At 70.4% G+C, this 21,323-nt stretch carries 24 protein-coding genes and 1 pseudogene; 13 read left to right on the top strand and 12 right to left on the bottom strand.

Annotated elements, in window-relative coordinates:
• Nucleotides 1-5: 5 nt before the first annotated feature.
• From ABT025_RS21860 to ABT025_RS21850, 3 genes are all read right to left on the bottom strand, one after another.
• On the bottom strand, nt 6-665 hold the full coding sequence (locus tag ABT025_RS21860) for a TetR/AcrR family transcriptional regulator (protein ID WP_350996863.1): 660 nt from the start codon (nt 663-665) through the stop codon (nt 6-8).
• Between the two features lie 93 nt (nt 666-758).
• Nucleotides 759-1,763, bottom strand: coding sequence for a hypothetical protein (locus ABT025_RS21855; protein ID WP_350996860.1), 1,005 nt, complete (start codon nt 1,761-1,763; stop codon nt 759-761).
• A 112-nt stretch (nt 1,764-1,875) separates the two neighbouring features.
• On the bottom strand, nt 1,876-2,301 hold the full coding sequence (locus ABT025_RS21850; protein ID WP_350996857.1) for a hypothetical protein: 426 nt from the start codon (nt 2,299-2,301) through the stop codon (nt 1,876-1,878).
• A gap of 82 nt (nt 2,302-2,383) precedes the next feature.
• On the opposite strand from ABT025_RS21850, the gene ABT025_RS21845 reads away from it, so the two are divergent.
• The gene (locus ABT025_RS21845; RefSeq protein WP_350996854.1) at nt 2,384-3,196 is read left to right on the top strand and encodes a helix-turn-helix domain-containing protein; all 813 of its coding nucleotides are present in this window, start codon (nt 2,384-2,386) and stop codon (nt 3,194-3,196) included.
• Nucleotides 3,193-3,372 (top strand): DUF397 domain-containing protein, encoded by a 180-nt coding sequence (locus ABT025_RS21840; RefSeq protein ID WP_350996851.1) that lies wholly within the window; start codon nt 3,193-3,195, stop codon nt 3,370-3,372. Before ABT025_RS21845 ends, ABT025_RS21840 begins: the two co-directional genes overlap by 4 nt.
• Nucleotides 3,373-3,458: 86 nt before the next feature.
• Here ABT025_RS21840 and ABT025_RS21835 read toward each other — a convergent pair whose 3' ends face one another.
• The 3 genes from ABT025_RS21835 to ABT025_RS21825 form a co-directional block, all read right to left on the bottom strand.
• Nucleotides 3,459-4,475 (bottom strand): NADPH:quinone oxidoreductase family protein, encoded by a 1,017-nt coding sequence (locus tag ABT025_RS21835; protein ID WP_350996848.1) that lies wholly within the window; start codon nt 4,473-4,475, stop codon nt 3,459-3,461.
• A gap of 46 nt (nt 4,476-4,521) precedes the next feature.
• Nucleotides 4,522-4,887 (bottom strand): MerR family transcriptional regulator, encoded by a 366-nt coding sequence (locus tag ABT025_RS21830; RefSeq protein WP_350996845.1) that lies wholly within the window; start codon nt 4,885-4,887, stop codon nt 4,522-4,524.
• Between the two features lie 139 nt (nt 4,888-5,026).
• Nucleotides 5,027-5,380: an EthD domain-containing protein gene (locus ABT025_RS21825; RefSeq protein ID WP_350996843.1), complete on the bottom strand. Its 354-nt coding sequence runs from the start codon at nt 5,378-5,380 to the stop codon at nt 5,027-5,029.
• Between the two features lie 308 nt (nt 5,381-5,688).
• Between ABT025_RS21825 and ABT025_RS21820 the strand changes: the two genes are divergently transcribed.
• The 3 genes from ABT025_RS21820 (at nt 5,689) to ABT025_RS21810 (ending at nt 7,925) form a co-directional block, all read left to right on the top strand.
• Nucleotides 5,689-6,162 carry a hypothetical protein gene (locus ABT025_RS21820; RefSeq protein WP_350996841.1) on the top strand — a complete coding sequence of 158 codons (474 nt, stop codon included), beginning with the start codon at nt 5,689-5,691 and terminating at the stop codon, nt 6,160-6,162.
• A gap of 202 nt (nt 6,163-6,364) precedes the next feature.
• The gene (locus tag ABT025_RS21815) at nt 6,365-7,105 is read left to right on the top strand and encodes a dienelactone hydrolase family protein (RefSeq protein WP_350996838.1); all 741 of its coding nucleotides are present in this window, start codon (nt 6,365-6,367) and stop codon (nt 7,103-7,105) included.
• Nucleotides 7,106-7,355: 250 nt separating this feature from the next.
• A complete protein-coding gene (locus tag ABT025_RS21810) occupies nt 7,356-7,925 on the top strand; it encodes a hypothetical protein (RefSeq protein WP_350996835.1) in 570 nt (189 codons plus the stop codon).
• A 191-nt stretch (nt 7,926-8,116) separates the two neighbouring features.
• Here ABT025_RS21810 and ABT025_RS21805 read toward each other — a convergent pair whose 3' ends face one another.
• Nucleotides 8,117-9,130: a DUF3533 domain-containing protein gene (locus ABT025_RS21805; protein ID WP_502971997.1), complete on the bottom strand. Its 1,014-nt coding sequence runs from the start codon at nt 9,128-9,130 to the stop codon at nt 8,117-8,119.
• 424 nt (nt 9,131-9,554) lie between these two features.
• Here ABT025_RS21805 and ABT025_RS21800 point away from each other — a divergent pair, with 424 nt between their 5' ends.
• A complete protein-coding gene (locus ABT025_RS21800; protein WP_350996829.1) occupies nt 9,555-10,103 on the top strand; it encodes a DUF1062 domain-containing protein in 549 nt (182 codons plus the stop codon).
• A 96-nt stretch (nt 10,104-10,199) separates the two neighbouring features.
• Here ABT025_RS21800 and ABT025_RS21795 read toward each other — a convergent pair whose 3' ends face one another.
• Nucleotides 10,200-10,565, bottom strand: a complete 366-nt coding sequence (locus ABT025_RS21795; protein ID WP_350996826.1) for a hypothetical protein — start codon at nt 10,563-10,565, stop codon at nt 10,200-10,202.
• Nucleotides 10,566-10,667: 102 nt separating this feature from the next.
• On the opposite strand from ABT025_RS21795, the gene sigJ reads away from it, so the two are divergent.
• The 3 genes from sigJ (at nt 10,668) to ABT025_RS21780 (ending at nt 14,358) form a co-directional block, all read left to right on the top strand.
• On the top strand, nt 10,668-11,600 hold the full coding sequence (gene sigJ, locus ABT025_RS21790) for an RNA polymerase sigma factor SigJ (protein ID WP_350996824.1): 933 nt from the start codon (nt 10,668-10,670) through the stop codon (nt 11,598-11,600).
• Nucleotides 11,601-12,261: 661 nt separating this feature from the next.
• A complete protein-coding gene (locus tag ABT025_RS21785; protein WP_350996822.1) occupies nt 12,262-12,702 on the top strand; it encodes a hypothetical protein in 441 nt (146 codons plus the stop codon).
• 9 nt (nt 12,703-12,711) lie between these two features.
• Complete coding sequence (locus ABT025_RS21780) at nt 12,712-14,358, top strand: M64 family metallopeptidase (RefSeq protein WP_350996820.1); 1,647 nt, start codon at nt 12,712-12,714, stop codon at nt 14,356-14,358.
• Nucleotides 14,359-14,443: 85 nt separating this feature from the next.
• Here ABT025_RS21780 and ABT025_RS21775 read toward each other — a convergent pair whose 3' ends face one another.
• Nucleotides 14,444-15,022, bottom strand: a complete 579-nt coding sequence (locus ABT025_RS21775; protein WP_350996818.1) for a dihydrofolate reductase family protein — start codon at nt 15,020-15,022, stop codon at nt 14,444-14,446.
• Between the two features lie 123 nt (nt 15,023-15,145).
• A complete protein-coding gene (locus ABT025_RS21770; protein WP_350996816.1) occupies nt 15,146-15,745 on the bottom strand; it encodes a TetR/AcrR family transcriptional regulator in 600 nt (199 codons plus the stop codon).
• Between the two features lie 124 nt (nt 15,746-15,869).
• Here ABT025_RS21770 and ABT025_RS21765 point away from each other — a divergent pair, with 124 nt between their 5' ends.
• Both ABT025_RS21765 and ABT025_RS21760 read left to right on the top strand, forming a co-directional pair.
• The gene (locus ABT025_RS21765) at nt 15,870-16,628 is read left to right on the top strand and encodes an SDR family oxidoreductase (RefSeq protein WP_350996814.1); all 759 of its coding nucleotides are present in this window, start codon (nt 15,870-15,872) and stop codon (nt 16,626-16,628) included.
• Nucleotides 16,629-16,864: 236 nt separating this feature from the next.
• On the top strand, nt 16,865-17,518 hold the full coding sequence (locus ABT025_RS21760; protein ID WP_350996811.1) for a GNAT family N-acetyltransferase: 654 nt from the start codon (nt 16,865-16,867) through the stop codon (nt 17,516-17,518).
• 151 nt (nt 17,519-17,669) lie between these two features.
• Here ABT025_RS21760 and ABT025_RS21755 read toward each other — a convergent pair whose 3' ends face one another.
• On the bottom strand, nt 17,670-18,674 hold the full coding sequence (locus tag ABT025_RS21755) for an endonuclease/exonuclease/phosphatase family protein (protein WP_350996808.1): 1,005 nt from the start codon (nt 18,672-18,674) through the stop codon (nt 17,670-17,672).
• A 395-nt stretch (nt 18,675-19,069) separates the two neighbouring features.
• Between ABT025_RS21755 and ABT025_RS21750 the strand changes: the two are divergent.
• Nucleotides 19,070-19,165: pseudogene (locus ABT025_RS21750) on the top strand (LPXTG cell wall anchor domain-containing protein); the annotation flags it as partial.
• 51 nt (nt 19,166-19,216) lie between these two features.
• Here ABT025_RS21750 and ABT025_RS21745 read toward each other — a convergent pair.
• Nucleotides 19,217-19,717 carry a hypothetical protein gene (locus tag ABT025_RS21745; RefSeq protein WP_350996805.1) on the bottom strand — a complete coding sequence of 167 codons (501 nt, stop codon included), beginning with the start codon at nt 19,715-19,717 and terminating at the stop codon, nt 19,217-19,219.
• 609 nt (nt 19,718-20,326) lie between these two features.
• Between ABT025_RS21745 and pip the strand changes: the two genes are divergently transcribed.
• A complete protein-coding gene (gene pip / locus ABT025_RS21740; RefSeq protein WP_350996914.1) occupies nt 20,327-21,304 on the top strand; it encodes a prolyl aminopeptidase in 978 nt (325 codons plus the stop codon).
• The last annotated feature ends 19 nt before the right edge of the window (nt 21,305-21,323 follow it).

Below are 21,323 nucleotides of genomic sequence, written 5' to 3'. Positions count from 1 at the left end.
TGTTGTCAACCGGAGACGTCCGCCGACCCGCCCACCGGTCCGATCATGGCCATGGACAGCCGGGTGAACTCGCTGGTCAGCCAGGCAGGCGGCACCTGGCGCGGACGACGGCCGTGGTGTGCGAGGAGCTCGTCGACGGACCGCGTCAGCACCTTCACCACCACGGCGAGGTTGCCGTCGACGCAGTGGCCCCGCCCCCTCGCGCGCTCGGCCTCCTGGGTCAGGAACTCGATCCACACCGACCGCCACATCGTCAGATGGGCGTCCATCTCCCTGCTGACCCCGAGCACCTCGACGAACGCCACCCTCGCCTCTCGCGGGTCCCGGGTGACGGCCTGCACATAGGCGTCGAAGAGCCTGTGGACCCGTTCCTCGGTCGGGCAGGTCTCCATACCCTCGGCGGACAGCTCCACCTCGGACGCCCGCATGCCCCGCGTCGCCACCTCGTCGTACAGGTCGACGAGCAGGGCCTCGCGCGACTCGAACTCACGGTAGAAGTACGGCACTTCCACCTGCGCCGAGGCGCACAGATCTTCGACGGTGGTACGGGCGTAGCCATACACGGCGAACAACGTCCGCCCGGCCGCCATGAGTTGCGCGCGCACCCACACAGGGTCCCGCGCCGCCCGCGATCCGCTCCACAGCTCCATCACGGCATCCGTCATCGGTCCTCCTCGGTCCGTCCAGGCCCCCGCGCCCACTTTCCTCGCTCCACGGCGCGGACGGTGTCACCGCCACACCGCGAACGGCCGTACGTCTCACCCGGCGGCAGCTGCATCCGCCGACTGCACCGCCGCGACCCGCTCCCGCCAGGGCAGCGGCTCGGGCACCTCGAAGTCGTCGCCCAGGGGCGGCGGCTCCCACCTGACCGTGTGCGCCTCCCAGGCCGCCCGCTGCGTACACGGCCGGCACACGGTCTCCGCGCCCCTGGGACGGAAGACGTGCTCAGCCCCCTCCTCCTGCGCCTCGCACGCGATGAACTCCCTGCCGGTGGCGGGGACGGGCGCGGGCTCCTCCACGCGTACCGGCGACGGCATCATGACTTCGAGCCGCTTTCCCAGGAATCCGAACGGAAACTTCACTCCGTCCTCGGGCAGGCTCCTCGTGAGCGCGAGCCGCAGCCCGGCGGCATCGACCCCGCGCCGCAGCCACTCGGCGGCCGTCCCGGCCAGACGCCGGGCCTGACGGGCCCCGAGGTACAGCTGGCCGTCGACGCGTTTCAGGGAGAGCAACACGCGCTCGGCCTGGATGACTTGTGGATCCGTGGGCTCGGGCTCCACGGCTTCTTCCGCAAGCTTCGGCTCTTCGGTGGGTGGGTGGGAGGAGTTCTTCTCCTGTTCTTCACCCTTGGGTAGGTAACCACCGACCGACCGAGTGGTCGGATGACCGACCATCGGATAGTGCTCACTCGGTCCCACCTCCGGTGATTCAGCTCTTTTGTCATGGATGCGCCGGGCCTCGTGGTCCGTGAGCGGAACATTGGACAGGAGCTGGTCGGTCACCCGGAGCCCGCCGTCGTTCTGCCGCCTCCACTCGTGGACGAACCCGTGCTCCTTGAGCTGCCCCTTGGCCTTCTGGTAGGCGCGCCCTTTCAGTCCGAGCCTCTTGGCGTGCTCACCGAGCGGCCTGCCGGCCCACTTCTCGGGGAGACCCTGCACGTAGGTGATCAGAATCTTCGCGTCGCTGTTGAGCTTCGGATGCCGCACGATGTCGTGCGCGGCCTTCACGAAGCCGTAGGACGGCGAGATAGCATGGCAAAGCATTCTCGGTGGACCTCACTTGTCCATCGTGGGGTGAAGGCCCTCGGCATACGGTGTTGGTAGCACCGCCGGGGGCCGCCCCATGCGCAGAAGCGCACGGAGCGTAACGACGCGATCACCGTACAGCACGGATCTCGTCGTCGACCACCTCCCGCAGCAGCTCGAACAGCAGTTCCGCATCCACGAACGGGACTTGGGGTGTCGGCAGAGAACGCCAGTCCAGCGGGTACGTCAGCCCGTGCAAGGCGGGCACCCCGACGAAGGCCGCCCCCTCCCGCACCAACGCCTCGGCCCCGACCGGCCATCGGTACGCGCGGGCACTCCCGGGCGGCAGCAGGAAGTACATGCTCCGCTCGCCGATCCGCGAGCGGACGATGGGTCCGGCCTGAAAGTCCGTGAACTGCATGATCTCGTAAGCGACTTGCTCGCCCAGGATGCCGATGATCCGCACGGCGTCGAAGTGGATCCCGGCGTGGCGGAGCGCGTGGCCCGTCGCGGGGATCCAGGAAGGCATCAGGTCCGGTGAATTTCTCTGTTCCATACGGAAAGCGTCGGCACTCGCACGTACCGTGACCAGGGACACAAGGCGTCTGTGCACTGTTGTGCACTTGGGGGTCAGGGCTGTGCACACCAGTAACCACGGCGGCAGTAACGCCGAGATGTTCGGGGCGTTGTTGCGATTCTTCCGTGAGCGGTCGGGGCTCTCTCAGGAGGCGCTGGGCGCGAAGATCGGCTTCTCCAAGTCGCAGGTGGCGATGGTGGAGCGGGGCGCCCGTCCGCCGAAAGGGACGTTCGTCGCACGTGCGGACGAGGCGCTGGGTGCACAAGGTGCACTGATCGCGGCCGGAGCGACGCTCCGGACCAGCCATTTGGCCTCGTGGTTCGAGGAGTTCGCGGAGGTGGAGACCAGGTCCTGTGCTCGGCACGAGTACGAGACACATGCGGTGCCCGGCCTCCTCCAGACAGAGGAGCACGCGCGCGCGGTGTTCACCAATCACCACCCCTCCCTCGACGACGAACAGATCGAAGGAAGAGTGGCAGCCCGCTTGGAGCGGCAGGCGCTGCTGACGCGGAGACCTGCCCCTGACATCGGCTTCGTGCTGGAACTGCACCCCCTGGTCCGCCCCATCGGCGGCAGCCAGGTACGCAGGCGCCAACTGCTGCACATCCTCGACATCGCGCAGTTGCGGAACGTGCAGATCCAGGTCATGGCACCGGACCGCACCACCCACGCCGGACTCAACGGCCCCTTCGTCCTGTTGGAGACGGCGGACCGGAATCGCCTCGCCTACGTCGAGGGACAGAGCGGCAGCTTCTTCGTCAGCGAACAGCCCGACCTGGGTGACATGTTCGGGAAGTATGGGATTCTGCGGGCGCAGGCGCTCAGTCCTGAGGCGTCAATGAAACTGATCGAAGAGGTGGCGGAGAAGGAATGAGCACCGACCTCAACTGGTTCAAGAGCAGCTACAGCGGCGATCAGGGCGGCAACTGCGTCGAGGTGGCCACCCGCCCCCACGCCATCCACGTCCGCGACTCCAAGGACCTCACCGTCCCCGCGCTCACCCTCTCCCCCGACGCCTGGGCGGACTTTCTCAGGTACGCGGCTACCTAAGGGCTGTACGGGGCTGGGCCGTTGGGCACGGGAGATCCCCTTCTCGGCTGCCATGCGGCGATCGGGCGGCGCTGACACAGGCGTTCCTAGCGCCAGGGATCGAGGGCGAGCTTGCCCTGGGTCTCGCCCGCTTCGAGGTGCTGGAGCACCGCCGGTCCTTCGGCCAGCGGATGGACCTGCGGGTTGCCCGGCGGGTAGACGCCGTGGGCTATGAGAGCCTCGATCTCGACGAGCAACGACTGGTAGAGGGACGGGGCCGCGACCGCCAGCGCGCCGATGTGCAGGCCCTTGATCTGGACCTGATGGGTGAAGACCAGGTCGTGTGTGGTCAGAGTGGCGTCACCGGAAGCGGCGCCGAACACGACGATGCGTCCGGTGAAGGGCTTGGTGACCGAGAGGCTGGCCTCGAACGTGGCTCGGCCCACCGATTCCAGGACCAGGTCGACCCCGCCGGTCAGGCGGATGACCTCCTCAGCCAGATCGGGGCGTCGGCTGTCCAGCACTTCGTCAGCGCCGAGCTCTTTGACCACTGCGTGCTTCGCTGGTGACGCCGTTGCGATCACCCGCGCACCGTAGTGGCGGGCAAGGCGAACCGCGGCCTGCCCCACGCCGCCGGCCGCGGCATGGACGAGCACCACCTCACCCTTCTTGACCTCGCCCAACGGCTTCAGTGCCGCCAATGCGGTGGCCCAGTTCAACACCAGGCCGAGAGCCTGGGAGTCACTCCAGCCGGACGGTACGGGAAGCACACCCGCCGCCGGCATCGTCATGTACTGCGCGAAGGCGCCCGGTCCGGCTCCGACGACGTGGGTGCCGAGCGGCAGCGGATTCTCAACGTCCGGGCCGACCCCCGCGATCTCACCGGCGGCCTCGAAGCCCGCCACGTAGGGTGCCTGTGGTCCTCCGCCGTAGGTGCCACGGGTCTGCATGACATCGGCGAAGTTGACCCCGGCCGCACCGACACGGATCAAGTACTCGCCGGATCCCGGGGTGGGGCGGTGGTGATCCGTCGTGAGAGTCAAGTCCTCCGGCCCCCGGTGCGACTGCTGGACCAGGGCTCGAACGTTCCGCTCGATGGCGTTCTGCTGCTTGTCGGTCTCCATGCACCGACCGTAGGAACCTCACACTTACGTCAAGGTCAAGCGGCTGTCAGAGATCGGTACGGCGGGCCTCCCGCAGGTAGGCGTCGAGTGCCGCCTGCTGCTCGCCGAGCAGGGCGATGCGAGCAGCAAGCCGATCGCGATAGCCCTGCACCTCGTGCAGGAACTCCGAGCACACCGCCTCGGTGCCGGCGTCGGATCCGTCGGTGAGACCGGGCAGGACTTCCCTGATCAACCTCACGGGCAGCCCGGACTCCAGCAGCGAGCGGATGACGAGCACCAGGTCGATGGTGGACTGGCAGTAGTCACGGAACCCATTGCTGAATCGGCCGGGGACGATCAGGCCCACGTCCTCGTAGTGCCGCAACGATCGCGCACTCACGCCGCTGACTCTGGAAGCTTCGCCGATCTTCATACCTGTAGCCAACGTCCGGCCGCACCGCAGTCTTCCTGCACTCGCCACGAACGAGCTGACGACCTGCTCGGGCGTCAACTACCGCATGCCCCAAGGCACCTGGCGCTCCAACCGGACCGTGCGTGGCGGCCGCTTCTCCTCAGGCAGCGCTCTCACGGGTCTCCACGACGAACATCCGGGAGCGTGTCCGGTCCAGGAAGTTGGCCTCATCGGCCTCGATCGCGGCGCGGACTTCGGACTTGGCGTGCGTGGCAAGCATCTCGTCGTACCCGGACCGGTCGGCGAACCCGAATTCGGTGATCACGTCGAAGTCGGGATCGGCCGCGGTGTCGGCGCCTGCCATCGACTCGCGATCGATGTAGTTGCGCCGGTAGTCGCCGATCTGCGGGAGCAGGCTGCGGATCAGCTTCGCGTGGTTGTTCTCGTAGTGGGCAACGAACTCGGCGTGAGTGAGTCCGGGCTTGCGGGCGAGTAGCGCGATGGCCTTGAGCATGGCGGAACAGTAGGTCGTGGCCGGCCCTTCGGGAGGCGCCGGTCCCGTTCACCGGCAGGGCTTGTCGCCGCGTCACGGCCATGCGCCGCCGGGTCCTCCCGGCCGCCCGGCGTGGCCTCCGGTGCCCTCGACGCGATCACCGCTCGGGCCCTTTGTGCGATCGGCTGCCACCGCTCGGAGCCGGGCCGCCCGACCCGCAATACGGCGTCCTGCGGGGTCGTCGTGGGGTCCGGGCATCATTCGGTCACGGAGCCCCTCGCTACGTAGCATGTCCATGCTCACGCATGCGATCTTGGGGGGATTCCGCGATGACCGGTGAGATCTGGGCACCCGTTCTGTCGCTCGCCGGCGTCCTGCTCGGCGGCGGGCTGACCGCCTTTGCCCAGCGCGCCACGCAGCGGTCCGCCGAGCGTACCGAGCGGCACAGGCAGGTGACGGCTGTCGCGGAAAGCCGCCGGGCGGAACAACTCGCGGTGCTCAAGGAGTTCGTCGCGAGAGCGCAGCAGGCCGAGCAGGTCGCGTACCGCCGTCCTGACCCGTGGGGTGACGACGAGAACGGCTGGATGACCGGCGCGGGACCCGTCATGACCGCACTGTGGACCGCATCGGGCAACGTGATGCTGATGTGCGACCAGCGACTGCACGAGCCCGTCCGCGCCTACGGGCACGCGCTCAACCAGGCGGTGTGGCGGGAGATCGGCGACATCGAGGTGAACGATCACCTCGAGACGCACAAGGCCGCGTTCATGGCCGCAGCGCACAGCAGTCTGGCTTCCGGCTGAAGGGGCCGGCCGGCCACCGGCCTCGCCGAAAACCCGTTGGCGGGCCGCAGCGGCCGCTGCTAGCCTCCTGGAGGCCGTGCGAGAGAACGAGGAGGTGGTACCCGTGAACGCAGTATCGACATGGGTGCTCCCCTCTGGAGCCATGGTCGGGCGATAGGTCGTCCGGGAGCGCCCTCTGTGAGCACTCCCGAAAGGCACGACCATGCATTTCACCTCGGAACAACGCCTCGACGACAACGTCCTCGAACGCGAATTCACCCTCGGCGAGATCCCCGGCATCCTCTGGACTCCCGCGTCCGCCTCCGCATCCGCTCCGGCACCGCTGATCCTGCTCGGGCACCCTCCCCTCGGGCTGCGCAGGATGCACCCCAGGCTGGTGGGCCGGGCGCTGCACGCCGCGGCGGACGGCTTCGCCACCGCGACCATCGAGCTCCCCGGGAGCGGTGACCGGCCCCGCCGGCCCGCCGTCGAGCAGGCCCGCGCCGACATGCAGCGGGCGATGAAGGCCGACGAGCCGGTCAGCGACGAGATCATCGACGCCCTCGTCCTCCCGCTGGTCGACGAGGCGGTCCCCGAATGGCAGGCCGCCCTGGACGCCCTCCTCGCGATGCCCGGGATCGACGGCCCCGTCGGGTACTCGGGCGGTGTGATGTCCATCGGGATTCGGCTGGCGGTGGTCGAGCCGCGCATCTCGGCCGCCGTTCTGTTCGCCGGGAGCCTCGTGCCCCGCACCATGTTCGAGGAGGCCCGGCGGGTCACCATTCCGCTGCATGTCCTGCTGCAGTGGGACGACGAGGGGAACGACCGGCAGACGGCCCTGGACCTGTTCGACGCCTTCGGCTCCGAGGAGAAGACCCTGAACGCCAATATGGGTGGTCACACCGGTGTCCCGCAGTTCGCGGGGGAGGCAGCGGACCGGTTCTTCGTCCGGCATCTGAAGTGAGGCCGGGCTGCCCGGCGGGCAGCAGTCAGTAGGAGCCGCCCCGATCGCGGAGGTACCGGCCATCGGCGGTACCGGCCGGTCGGGGCGGCGCTCGGCCACCCGCGTTTCCGTCAACCGTCCCGCTCCGTGCAGATCCGGGGCTCAGGGCCCGGGACCCGGACCTGTCAGGGACTTCTCGGGGCCATACCTCCGGGCGGCGTCGGGGATCGTCCCGATAGCCCGCGAGCCGCCCGTCGGCGACCGTGGTCGTATGACCGAGACAACGCGCTCAACTCGCCTTTTCGTCATGCTCGTTCCGCTGTTCCTGCTCCTCTACGGCGTGTTCCGCCTCATCGACGGCAGGGACGGCGACCACGGTCCCGGGCTCGCCTGGAACATCGGCCACACCTTCTTCTTCGCCGCCTTCCTCCTGCTGGGCGCCCTGGTCGTGGAGCTGCGCAGCCTGGTCCCCGCCGGTACGGCGCGAAGAGGGGCGGCCGCCGGTGCGGCCATGGTCGCCGGGGTGTTCGGCGCCGCGTGCTTCCTCTGGGTCATCCTCGGCGACCTGTTCCCCCGCTTCGACGACGCCGCACCGCTGCCCGAACCGCTGGAGCTCGCGGGCCCCCTGGCCTTCCAGCTCGGCCTCCTGACCCTGCTGGCCCTGCTGGTCGCATCCCGGCCCCGGAGGCTTTCCGCATGGAGTCCCGTGCTCGTCTTCGTCGCCTTCCTCCTCATCGCCGTGAACCTCGATCTGATCCCGGTCGCCGCCCTCGTCCTCATGGCGGGCCTCGCGCCCCTGGCCCGTACCCGGAACCTGCGCGCGACCGCGAGCGCTGCCTGACGCCCCGGCCGCGCCGGGGCGAACGCCCGCCCTGAAATACCCGAGGCCCCCTTCATGGCCGCAGCGCGCAGCAGTCAGGCCTCCGGGTGAAGGCGAGCCCCCCTCAGCGGGAGGGCCCGAAATCGAAGAACACGGCGGACAGGGCTCGGGTGGGATGCCACCCGAGCCGTGCCCGCCGTGTTCTTCGGCCGTCAGGCCGCGGTTTCGGCGGCCTCGGCGCGTGCGGGCCGCCGCCGGCCGTGCAGGGCGGCGGACACGACGGCTACGACGAGTCCCGCGAAGGCCCACGCACCGAGGATCCACAGGGCGCCGGTGGTGGCGTTCCCGTCGAAGTAGACGGTGTTGCGCACCACGGTCGTGCCGGCCCCGGGCGGGAGAGCCTGTCCGATCGCGCGCCAGAACGGCGGCAGCAACGAGGCCGGGTACACCCCGCCCGAGCTGGGGTTGCCGAGAATGGTGAAGATGAGAATGGTCAGGCCCAGACCGATCGTGCCCGCCAGCGACTGAAGGGCCACACCCACGGCTCCTGAGGCGAACACCACCAGTGTGCCGATGCCGACGAGCTCCCAGAAGGCACCCGGCAGGCAGTTCAGCACGGGCCCGACGATGATCGCGCCCCCGATGCCGGACACGAAGGCGTAGGGCACCATGGCCGCCAGCCGTACGAGGACACGGCGGAGAGTGGGACGCTTGGAACCGGCCGCCATGTTCAGGGCCGATGCGGCGAGGTAACCGCCGATCGTCCAGCTGAGGACCAGGTAGAAGGACGAGAGGCCCCGCGAGTCGCCCGCCGCAGGCGGCCGGATGTCACGCACGACGATCGTGCGGCCCTGGGCGGTGTCCACCATCTGCAAGATCTTCGTGGCGGCGTCCCCCGCCGACGGCCCTCCCGCCGAGGCGACGAGCAGGGCGTCGGTGCGCCCCACCGCGGCGACGACGAGGGCGGCATCCGCCTGTCGGTCAAGGAGCCGGGCCCTCGCCTGGTCCACGTCCGCGACCGCACTGACGTGCAACGGGTCGCCCTCCAACGCGTTCAGCCGGGCCACCAGCGCCTTCTCCACCGATGCCGGCGCGACGACCACCATCGGAATCCGGTGGGCCTTCGGCGCGTGAAACGCACCCATGTAGGAAAGAGCAAATCCGAGTTGGAGCAGAAGCACACCCAGCATGACGAGCACGGCTCGCGTCGTGATCGCGTCGCGCAACTCCGCCAGGACGCCAACTCCCGGCTTTTCCGGACGACTCACTTCATGACTCATCTGTACACCGCACCCCACCGAAGTCGTCCATTTTGGTTTTCCCCGCAAACACCCCATCCTCGGCCGGAGCCCATTCCGGGCCGAAAGGCCACGCAACGCCGACACCTTCCATCCCCCGTTCGGCTCAATGCCGCCCCCGACCACCCAGGGGCACGCGATCGCCGACGGCCCGGCCGGCGGGGCACGCAATAACCGGTGGAACAGCACGGCTGCGCGCCCCTATCGTGCGGCCCGAGCCATGTCGTCCACGGAAGGGCGTTCCGTTGTACACCGCGTGAGACCTCCCCACTGCTGATCTGTCGCACGTCGCGCGCCTGCGCGACGCGCTGATTTCCGCTGCGGTCCTCTCACCTGAAATCGGTGTACCTCTGTGCTCAACAACTGGTTTGTCGCGCCCACTTGCCTGCCACTCGTCGTCCGCCGTTGCCATACGTGCGCGTCCGGGAGCTTCCGGGCGAACGGCAAGTTCCGCGTCAACGCGAACCACAAGCTGCTCGACGCCTGGCTCCTCGCGCTCTGCACCTCGTGCGGGGAGACCACCAGGCTCACGGTCCTGGAGCGGACGCATGTGCGCTCCGTGCGACCGGAGTTGCTGGACCGGATGCACGACAACGACCCCGGCCTGGCCGCCGAGCTGCTCCAGGATCCGGTCGTACGACGCCGCAACCGCATCGCCCTCGACTGGGACGGCGCCTGGCGCCTCGACACCGGCGGATCGGATCACCTGGATCGCGAGGTGATCGACATAGCGGTCCGCTTCGGGGCACAGATCCCGGTCAGGCCGGCCCGACTGATCGCTGAGGGCTGCGGGCTCTCGCGGGCCGAGGTCGAGCGGCTGATCAAGGAGGGGAAGCTCGTCTCGGCGGTACGGCTGAGCGGCAGGGTCTCCGGCGACTTCACCTTCACACTGAAGCGCTGAGCCGACCGCGGGGCGGGTGTGCCTGTCCGGGACGATCCGCCGGACAGGCACACCCGAACCTGCGGGAACTCCCCGCCCCGCCGCACCGACCCGGCGTCAGCGCCGGGCCAGCGCCAGCAGACTCAGGCCGAACATCAGTACACCCAGCGGGAGATGGACCGACGGAACGTGTGCGATCCCGAGCACGACCTGGACCGAGGCGAGGACGAGGAAGCCGGAGGCGTACCAGATGGGGCGGGGCGAACCGCCTCCCGGCTTCCACGCCAGCACCGCCGCGAGCACGTACAGCATCGAGGCCCCATACATGACGCGCGCTCCGGCGCTGTGCAGCGTCTCTCCGTACGAAGAGGTCAGCAGCAGTCCGGCGGAGACCGCCTGAAGGAAGATGGTCAGGGTCTGCAGGGCGATCGCGATCTGCAGGAATGAGAAGCGGCGCTGTGCCGCCGTTGCCTGGGTTGCCATGCCACGGTCCCCTTTTCCGCCCGGGGGGCAGTAGATCGATAGGGTCTTACCAGCCCGACGACGCGGGCCCGCGAAAGGTAAGGCGAGGGGGCGTTCGGGAGCATGGGGACGGCGGGGGCAGCAGGGGCGGGCAGCGATGAGATAGCCGGTGAGCGGCGCCAACTGCTCAATGTCGCCTATCGGTTGCTGGGTTCACTGGCCGAGGCCGAGGACGCCGTGCAGGAGGCCTACGCGCGCTGGTACGCGCTGCCGCGCAGCCGGCAGGCCGAGATCGTGTCCCCGGGCGCCTGGCTGTCGACGGTGACCGGCCGCATCTGCCTCGACGTGCTCGGCTCGGCGCGGGCCCGGCGTGAACGCTATGTCGGCGCGTGGCTGCCGGAACCGCTGCCCGACCGCACGGAGTGGCACCACGCCCGTGGCACCGACCACTCCGACCCCGCCGACCAGATGGTCCTGGACGAATCGGTGACCATGGCCTTCCTCGTCGTACTGGAGTCGATGACGCCCGCCGAGCGGGTGGCGTTCGTCCTGCACGACGTGTTCCGATACCCCTTCGCCGAGATCGCCGATGTCCTCGGCCGGACCTCCGCGGCGTGCAAGCAGCTCGCGGCCTCCGCCCGCCGACGGGTGCGCGTGGCGCATGCCCCGGTGGCGACGTCGGTTCAGGCCGAGGCGGTGCGGCATGTCAAAGAAGCGTGGGAGACCAAGAACGTCGCCGCCCTCGTCGACCTCCTCGACCCGGCCGCGGTGATGACCGCCGACGGCGGAGGCCTGGTCGGCACCGCTCTGCGCCCGATCGAGGGCGGGGCACTCATCGCCCAGTACATGGTCGCCATCGCCGACAGGGCCCCCGGGCTCGAACTCCTGGAGCGGTCGGTCAACGGTGTGCCGGGCCTGGTGGCCCAGCGGGCCGGCGCCGTCATGACCGTGGCCTCGTTCGAGATCGCCGACGGCCGCATCTCCCGGATCTGGGTGGTCCGCAATCCGGAGAAGCTGCGACCGTGGGCGGAGGAGGGCGACGAGCCGGCGGCGTGACGGCCCCCGCGCCCCTGGCAGCCGCTGCGGTCGGCCCGGCTCGGGAGCAGGTGATGGGGCAGCCCCGCAGCACGGACTGCTGGGCCGCGCGCAGAAACAGCGCGCCGTGGAGGGCCAGGCCGTATCCAGGTCCGCGCTCCGCGGTCCCGGCCGGTTCCTCCGCTGCTCCGTCCATGAACCACTTGTCAGTGACGATGTGCCCGATCCGGGTGTTGCCGTGGGACGCGGACCAGGCTCCGGACAGGTGCGGGGACCTGATGCCGAGTGGACCATCCGGTGGGGCATCCGGCACCCGCCGCCCCTTGCCCGGCCATCGTGCCGACGAGCGCACGTATCCGATCAGAAATAGAATTGGGTGCGTCCGATCAGCAAACGTTCCTTCCAGGGCACGCAGCTCTCCTCCGGTCCCTGACGGAGCCGGGGCAACGGGCAACTCGTACCGATCCGCGTCGCCGCGCCCGCCCTCCTCCCCGGCCGGCCTGGCACCCGTTACGTGAAGCGCTGCCGGACGGGCCGGAACGAATTCGATGCCCGACTCCTGCCGTACGGGCGCAGATCGGCCTCGCGGGACCCACTGCGTGCGGAGATGTCCGACGTCACACCCTCCGAGTCCGACGTCACCCTCCGAGCCCGACGTCACACCCTTCGAGAAGGCCTCGTCATGACCAACCCGCAGCAGAATCCCCGCGCTCCGGCAATTCGCCTCATCTTCGAGTACGAGGGTGATTCGGTGCGCCTCGTCTCCCAACAGCCGGTCGACATGGCCATCAGGGGCGTCGACACCGGCGTCGAGTCCCGTCCCGGCGACTTCGTGGAAACACGGGACGACGGCGGGCAGCGCCTTGCCCGCGTCCCCGCGCCCGGAGCCTTCCGGGAGAGCGCCGAGGTCTTCCCGGAGAACCACGCTGAGCCCATCACCCGGGTCGACGTGGAGGCACGCGGCGCCTTCACCGTGGTCGTTCCCGCACCGGCCGAGGCCGCCGAGGTCGCCGTGGTCCGTGTCGCGCCCCCGGGGCCCGGGGCACCGCCCGGAGGTCCCCCCGGTCCGCCTTCCGAAGCGGCGCAGGGCGTTGACGTCGCCACCTTCCGGCTCGATCGATAGGGGACCGTGATGACCACGTCCGACGGCTCCGTCCAGGGCCACACCCAGATATACGGAACAGCGCCCCGCAACCGGGCGTTCACCATCGTGCTGCTCGGCGACGGCTTCACCGCCGCTCAGCAGACGGCCTTCGACACCGCCTGCACCGACTTCGTCACCGCCCTGACCACCACCGCTCCGTACGACAGGATCGGGCGGGGCATCAACACCTGGCGGATCAACGTCACGTCCACCGACTCGGGCGCCGACGACCCGGCGGCCTCCGGCGGCACCGGCGCGACGGCCCGCACGTACTTCGACTCCAGGTTCGGCGCGAACGGCATCAGACGACTGCTGGTCTGCAACAACTCGACGGTGCTCCAGACAGCCACCGCCCGGGTTCCGGAGTTCTCCGTCGCGATCGTCGTGGTGAACTCCCCGGTCTACGGCGGGAGCGGCGGCTCCGTGGGCACGTACTCCCTCGCGGGCGGGGCGACCGAGATCGCCATTCACGAGCTCGGCCACACGGCGTACGGGCTGGCTGACGAGTACGCGTACTACGCAGGCGGCGGCGAGACCGGGCACGACCACCACCCGGCCGGTGAGCCGGCCGAGCCGAACGTCACGCTGAACACCGACCGCGCCACGCTGGAATGGGGCTGGGCGGTCGCCCCGACCACAGCCCTGCCCACGATGTCCAACCCGGACTGCGCGTCCGTGGATCTGCGGCCGAGCGTGGCTCCCGCCGGGACGGTCGGCTGCTTCGAGGGTGCGCACTACTACCACTGCCGGTCCTTCCGGCCCGAACACAATTGCAAGATGCGGGAGTTGAGCAACCCGTTCTGCCAGATATGCCGTCAGGTGATCCGGGCCCGGACGAAAGTGGCCAAGAACATCTGCGCCCTGACCCCGACCAGGGACGCCGTGTACCGGTACGACGGCTCGGGAACGTCCTGGACCAGGATCGGCGGCCCCGCAGGCCACCTCTACGCCGGCACCTGGGGACTCGTCGCCACGAACCCCGACACCGGCGACCTCTACCGCTACCTCGGCACCCCCGACAACTGGCAGCACATCGGAAGCGCCGGAGCCTCGTTCGCCGTCGCCACCGACACCGTCTACGGACTCACCCCGACCAGGGACGCCGTATACCGGTACGACAACTCGGGAACCTCCTGGACCAGGATCGGCGGCCCCGCAGGCCACCTCTACGCCGGCACCTGGGGACTCGTCGCCACGAACCCCGACACCGGCGACCTCTACCGCTACCTCGGCACCCCCGACAACTGGCAGCACATCGGAAGCGCCGGAGCCTCGTTCGCCGTCGCCACCGACACCGTCTACGGACTCACCCCGACCAGGGACGCCGTATACCGGTACGACAACTCGGGAACCTCCTGGACCAAGGTCCACGGCCCCGCGGACCGGCTCTACACCGGGGACTGGGGAAGGGGGCTCGTCGCCACGAAGCCCGGCTCCGGCGACCTGTACACCTACCTCGGCAGCCCCGACAGCTGGCGGCACACCGGAAGCGCAGGCGCCTCGTTCGCCGTCGCCACCGACACCGTCTACGGACTCACCCCGAGCAGAAACGCCGTATACCGCTACAACGGCTCCGGCCTCTCCTGGACCAAGGTCGGCGACGCCGCGGACTCCATCGTCGCCGGCGACATATGAGCGAGGCCCGCGCCCACCGGCATCAACCTCAAAGGAGAGGAAGACGCCAGAGGAGAGGGAGACGTCAGACGCCCGCGCGGTCGTCTCAGGCGTGCAGCGTGGGCCGGTAGACGAGCTCCTGGATGTGACCGTCGAGCGTCCGGTGCTCGATCAGTTCGAGGTCGAAGTCGGCCGCACCCTTGAAGATCGGGTCCACGCCGGTCTTCCCCGTGATCACGGGGAAGAGCGTGATCTGGACGCGGTCGACCAGACCTGCCGCCAGCAGCGCCCGGTTCATCGACAGGCTGCCGTGGGAGCGCAACGGCACTTCGGACTCCTCCTTGAGCCGGGCGACGACGTCGACGGCATCGCCGCCGGCGACGGTCGCGTCCGGCCAGTCGAGGGGGCCCTCCAGCGTGGTCGACACCACCGTCGCCGGGAGGTTCCTCATCCGGGTCACCCAGGGGTCGCGCACGTCGGACCCCTCGGTGCTCGCCGCCAGCATCTGCGTGAACAGCCTGTACGTGTGGGCCCCGAAGACCATCCGCTGCTCGTCCCGGTACAGGCCGAGGCGGTGGTCCAGGAGCTCGGGCCCCTGCTTGCCCCAGTAGCCGGTCCAGTCGCCGCCGGCGCCGCCGAAGCCGTCGAGGCTGGAGAAGACGTCGAAGGTGTAGGTGGCGGTCATGATGCTCTCCTCACGTGCGGCCGGTCGCGTTCCGCGGAACGCGTTCTGTACAGCGCGCCCCGCGGAACGCGCTGTACATACAGACTGGCCATCGCTTCGGAACTCATCGCCCGCCGCGCCGCCTCACCCCCGGATGCCGCGCAGGAGGTTGCCGATCAAGGCGTCGGCGAAGGCGGTGTCGAGGGACTCCTCCGGCATCATGAGCCGGTGGTAGCAGGCGCCCCAGAGCTGGTCCACGACCACCTGGGGATCGACGTCGGCGCGGATCTGGCCCGCACGCTGCGCCTGCGTGAGCCGGTCGCCCGCCAGGCGGCGGCGCGGGCGGACGTAGTGCTCCGCCAGGGCGTCGGCCAGTGCCGGGTCGGTCTGCGCCGCGCCGACGAGCTGGGCGATCACGGGACCCGCGGGCAGTCCCGTGAGCAGGCCCACGAAGGAGTGGAGCTGCGCGGTGAGGTCGCGCTCGATGTCGCCGGTGTCCGCGAACGCGAGGGTGTCCTCGACGGCCGTGAAGTAGGCCTCGAAGGCGAGTGCCCCGGGCGAGGGCCACCACTTGTAGAGCGTCATCTTGCTCGCCCCTGCGCGGGCGGCCACCTTCTCGAAGGTGATCCCGTTCAGCCCCGCCTCGAAGAGCATCGCCCCGGCGGTCTCCAGTACGGCCCGCCGCACTTCCGCGGCAGGGCGGCGGCCGCGGCCTCGTCTGCCGGGCTCCTTCGGCTCATCCATCTGTCCCCTGCCCCCTGTCGTGTGCCCTGTGTCCGGCGCCTTTCAGGCTTGCCGTATATGGACAATGAGTCTACATTTATTTTATGGACGACTCGTCCATAAAATATCCCAGGAGGCCGGCCCCATGGACGTTTCCGCAGAAACCGCACCCGCGCCCGCACCCCGTACAGCGATCGTCACCGGCGCCTCCGGTGGTATCGGCCGCGCCGTCGCCGAGCGCCTGGCGGCCGACGGCCTCGCCGTCGTGGTGCACTACGGCCGGGACAAGGCCCGCGCCGAGGAGGTCGTGGCCGCCGTCGAGGCTGCCGGCGGGGCCGCGACCGCGGCAGGCGGCGATATCGCCGACGAGCACGCGATGGCCGCTCTCTTCGCGACGGCCGAGCAGGCGTACGGCGGCGTCGACGTGGTCGTGAACACGGCCGGGATCATGCTCCTCTCGCCGATCGCCGAGCTCGACCTCGCCGACTTCGACCGCATGCACCGCACCAACGTGCGCGGCACGTTCGTCGTGTCGCAGCTCGCCGCCCGTACGCTCCGGCCCGGCGGGGCGCTGATCAACTTCTCGACCTCGGTGACCCGGCTGCAGCAGCCCACGTACGGGGCCTACGCCGCCACGAAGGGCGCCGTCGAGGCCATGACGCTGATCCTCGCCCGCGAGCTGAAGGGCCGCGACGTGACGGTGAACGCCGTCGCACCCGGCCCGACGGCCACACCCCTCTTCCTGGACGGCAAGCCGGAGGAGGTCATCGACGCGATCGCGTCCCGTACCCCGCTCGACCGCCTCGGCTCCCCCGCCGACATCGCCGAAGCCGTTGCGTTCCTCGCCGGCCCCGGCCGCTGGATCAACGGGCAGGTCCTGTACGCGAACGGCGGGATCGCCTGAACCGCTGGGGCGGATGCTGATCACCCACTGCGCTTCCAACTCCACGGTCACCCTTGGCCGTTGCGCCGGATCGGCGCCGTGGGGCATCTCGCGGTGCGGGTCCGTCGTGGTCGGTGACGTGCCGAGCCGAGGGGAGAGCGACGCGGGCCCGGTGCGGCGGCGAGCGGGGCGCCGTATCGTGTCGAGGTCGCGGGGCCCCGGCCCCCGACTCCGCGTCCGCTCCCCGAGAGGCACCCGTGAACGACCGTCCGCAACCAGCCGCAGAGTTCGGAATTCGCGCCGCCCGCACGGACGACACGGCGGAGACCGACCGGCTCTACGACATCTGCCTGCGCACCGCAGCGTCGGGCAAGGACGCCACGGACTCGTTCGAGGACCCACGCCTCCCCGGCGACATCTTCCTCGCCCCCTACCTTCGGTACGCCCCCGACCTCGCCTGGGTCCTCGCCCGCCCCGACCGGCCCGCCTCCGGGTACGTCCTCGGCGTGGCCGACACCGTCTCGTTCGAGCAGACCCTCGAACGGGAATGGTGGCCGTCGCTCCGCGCCCGGCGCAGCGGGGACCCGGTCCGCGAAGGCTCCGCCGACGCCTTCGCCCGTAGGTGGATCGACCGTCCCCCCACCGCTCCGGCCGAGGTGGCCGCCGCGTACCCCGCCCACCTGCACATCGACCTCCTGCCCGAGGCGCAGGGCGGCGGCAACGGCTCCCGCCTGATCCGCACGTTGCTCGGGGAGTTGAGCAGCCGCGGCGTCCGCGGCGTTCACCTCGGCGTGGGCAAGGCAAACGCGGACGCGGTCGGCTTCTACCGGCACATCGGATTCGAGGAACTCGTGGAGCAACCCGCCGCGTTCATCCTGGGCATGGACCTTCAGGGCACGGGCCGGGGCTGACCGCACGCACCACGGCGAGGACGGCGTGGGGGCGGCGATCCTCGTGCCGCTCACAGCCGGGTGGCGGTTCCGCACTTCTTGTCGCCTCCCTCCCCCAGGACCGGCCACTGCTGCGCGCATCCGCACACAGCCGAAGGCCCGGCCCCTTTCCTCAGCTCAGCGTGACGCGGGCGGTGACCGGAAGGTGGTCGCTGCCCGTGGCGGTCAGCGTGTGCATACGTCCGACGGTCGCCGAGCGGGCCATGACCTGATCGATCCGGGCCAGGGGGAAGGACGCGGGGAAGCTGAACGCGAAACCGCGCTCCGAAGCGTTCAGCTGCGAGGTCAGAGGGGAGAGTCCCCGGTCGTCGACCGTGCCGTTGAGGTCGCCCAGCACGATCACTCTGCCGACCGTCTCGGCTGCGACGGCCCTGCCCAGCAGGTGGGCGCTCTCGTCCCGCCAGGAGGAGGCGAACCCGCTCGCACCGACGCGGATCGAGGGCAGGTGGGCGACATAGGCGGCGACTTCGCCGTACGGGGTGTGGAGCACGGTACGCAGGCCGCGGCTCCAGCCCTCCGTGATCTCCTTGGGCTTGATGTCCACGACACGCGTGCCGGAGAGCGGATGCTTCGACCAGATCCCGACCGTGCCCCGGACCTCGTGGAACCGGAAGTCCGGGGCCAGGGCCTTCTCGTACGCCGGAAGGGCGGCCGGGACCAGTTCCTCCAGCGCGATGAGGTCCGGCCCGGCCCCGGCCAGGGTGCGGGCCGTGCCCGCCGGGTCCGTGTTCACGTCGCTCACGTTGTGCTGCACCACGACCAGGTCGCGCTCGCCGGGCTCCGGCGCGGCGAGGAACAGCCCGCCGAACGCGTACGCCCACGCCGCCACCGGCACGAGCAGGGACAGCAGTGCGGTGGCCGAGCGGCGCAGCAGGGCCAGGGCGAGCAGGGGAACGGCCGCCAGGCCGAGCCACGGCAGGAACGCCTCCAGCAGACTGCCCAGGTGGCCGGGCCGGTTGGGCAGTACCCGGGGGAACGCGATCAGGAGGGCCGTGAGCAGGGCGAACCCGGCGATCACCCGGCCTCGCGCCCAACACCCCGGACGCCCCCACGCCCACCAGGAGACGCCGGCTGCCTTCGCCGTCGTGGATACGCCGCTGTCCGTCCGCTCCGCCATGATGTTCCGTGATTCCCGTCTGCTCGGCCTTGCTGTCCAGGACGGGCTGCGGGGGTCGGGCAGTTCCGGACAGGTCCGGGTTCCGGTCCGGCGTCGCCACGTCCCGAAACCGAACCGGCAGCCGCCAGTGGAAGGAGTGACGGGGCTGTGCGGGTGACCTTGCGGCCTCGTCGTTCCCTATGGCCGACCATCACATTTACGTTCCCCGGCACGAAACGCACCGGCCTCGCCGCCGCAACCGTCTGCGTCCTGTGCCTGTCCTCCGCGGTCCACACGCATGACCGTCCCACCCCGCCGCCGGGCCACTCCGGCGGGCACCATCGTGGTGCCCGCGGGGCCACTCCGGCGGGCACCACGGTCCCGGCGACGGGCCCGGCGGCGGGCTCGCCGACACCGGTGCGTCCACGACCCTCTTCGCGGCGAGCGGAAGCCTGCTCCTGGCCGCCGCCGGCCTCTTCCTCCTGGGACGCCGCCACCGGTCGCGGCACTGACGCCCGCGGACGGACAGGCCCCGGGTCAGCGGCCCGGATCAGCGGCCCGGATCAGCGGCCCGGGAAGCGTTCCCCGCACTCGGAGCAGTACTTCGGTGCGGACTCCTGCGCCATGCGGCCGCACTCGGGGCAGACCCGGTCCAGTGCACAGGGCGCCTCGCCTCCCTCGTACGTCACCGCAGCCGCCGGCGCGCTCCTGATCGAGAGGCCCGGACGGCGGCGGTGCACCGTGAGGTAGGCGAGGCCGTCCGGGCCCGCGGCCAGGGAGCGGCGCGAGGTGCGCGGGAGCCAGGTGACCGTGGTGGGGGCGAGGACGAGGGGCTCGCCGCCGTCGCCCGGAGTGAGGCGGCCACCGCCTTCGAGAACCACGAGCAGGACGTCCAGTACGTCCTCCTGATGCTCCCCCACCTCGGCATCCGGTGGCAGGCGGATCAGGTTGGCATCCAACTCCCTGCCTTGCTCGGCCAGTTGCCAGAGAGCACCGCGGTCGTCGGGAGCTGCGGCGGCGAGCAGGTCGCCGAGAACGGCCAGTACCTCGGGAGTGGAGTTCACGATTCCCAGGCTACGCCGCGGGACGGTGCGTCATCCGGCACCCACCGGCCCCCGGAATTCCGGCAGTCGGAGAGCATGATCGCTGTACTCTCCGCGCATGACGCCCACGACGCCCCGGCCGCCCGGACCGCCGGCGACGCCGGGCACTTCCGGCCCGCACATACCCTGCTCGCCCACCGCAAGGGCGCCGCACCCTCGCCCCGCCTGGTGAGCCTGCCGCAGAACTGGGCCCGCGCGGTCGGCATCGTGAACGGCGTCGAGGTCGTGGCGATCTTCGCGGTGATCGCGGCGTCCAACGCCTCCGGGCATCCCGGGTTCATCCCGGCGGCCGTCGCCCTCGTGGTGGGCCTGCACTTCTTCCCGCTCGCGCGCTTCTACGACCAGTGGCAGTACAAGGGCACGGCCGTCCTGCTGAGCGTCGTCGGCGTCGCGGGCTTCGTGCTCCTCGCGGCCGGGCTGTCGGACGAGAGCGTGCGGGCCGCGGTGGGCCTGGCGTCCGCCGCGGTGTTGTGGGCCTCCGCGTACCACGTCGCGGTCAAGGGCTGGGCCGGGTCGGGACAGACCAGGCAGGCAGGGCAGTTCGGGGCCACAACCAAGGAGAGCCGGCACATGGAACGTCACCCCGCCGAGAAGTACCCGCCGATCGAACCGTACGAGCACGGCATGCTCGACGTGGGCGACGGCAACCTCGTGTACTGGGAGGCGTGCGGCAACCCGGCCGGCAAACCCGCCCTGGTCGTGCACGGAGGCCCCGGCTCCGGCTGCGCGCAGTGGCCCCGCCAGTACTTCGACCCCGACCGCTACCGCGTGATCCTCTTCGACCAGCGCAACTGCGGACGCTCCACCCCGCACGCGAGCGACCCGGCCGCCGACCTGCGGCACAACACGACGGACCGGCTGATCGCCGACATGGAGCGCCTGCGCGTCCGGCTGGGCATCGGCACATGGCTGCTGTACGGCTGGTCCTGGGGCTCCACACTGGCCCTCGCGTACGCCGAGCAGCACCCGGAGCGGGTGAGCGAGATGGTGATCCCGGCCGTCACCACGTCCCGTCGCTCCGAGATCGACTGGCTGTACCGCGGTGCGAGCCAGTTCTTCCCCGACGCGTGGGACGTCTTCCGGGCCGGTGTGCCGGAGGCCGCGAGCGACGCGACCCCGGACGTCCTCGCCGCGTACGCCCGGCGGACGGAGAGCCCCGACCCGGAGGTACGGGCCCGGGCCACGGCCGGCTGGTGCGCCTGGGAGGACGCGGTGCTCTCCCTGGAGGCGTACAGCGGACCGCCTCCGTTCAGCGGCCGCCCCGACCGCGCGAAGCAGGCGCTGGTACGGATCTGCGCGCACTACTTCTCCAACGCCGCCTGGCTGGAGGAGGGCCAACTGATCCGGGACGCGGGGCGGCTGACGGGCATTCCGGGTGTTCTGGTGCACGGCCGCCTCGACATGGGCGGTCCGCTGACCACCGCGTGGGAGCTGGCCAAGGCGTGGCCGGACGCGAAGCTGACGGTGATCGAGGACGCGGGGCACCTGGGCGGGAAGGCGACGAGCCGGGCGGTCCTGGCGGCGCTGGACGGGTTCGGCGGGGCGTAGGGCGCGGGGGCCGGCGCGC

The sequence above is a fragment of the Streptomyces sp. NPDC002809 genome, assembly GCF_040295435.1.
In the GTDB taxonomy this organism is placed as follows: Bacteria; Actinomycetota; Actinomycetes; order Streptomycetales; family Streptomycetaceae; genus Streptomyces.
Note: the sequence above shows the minus strand (reverse complement) of the source record. Positions and strands in the feature narration are given on the sequence as shown.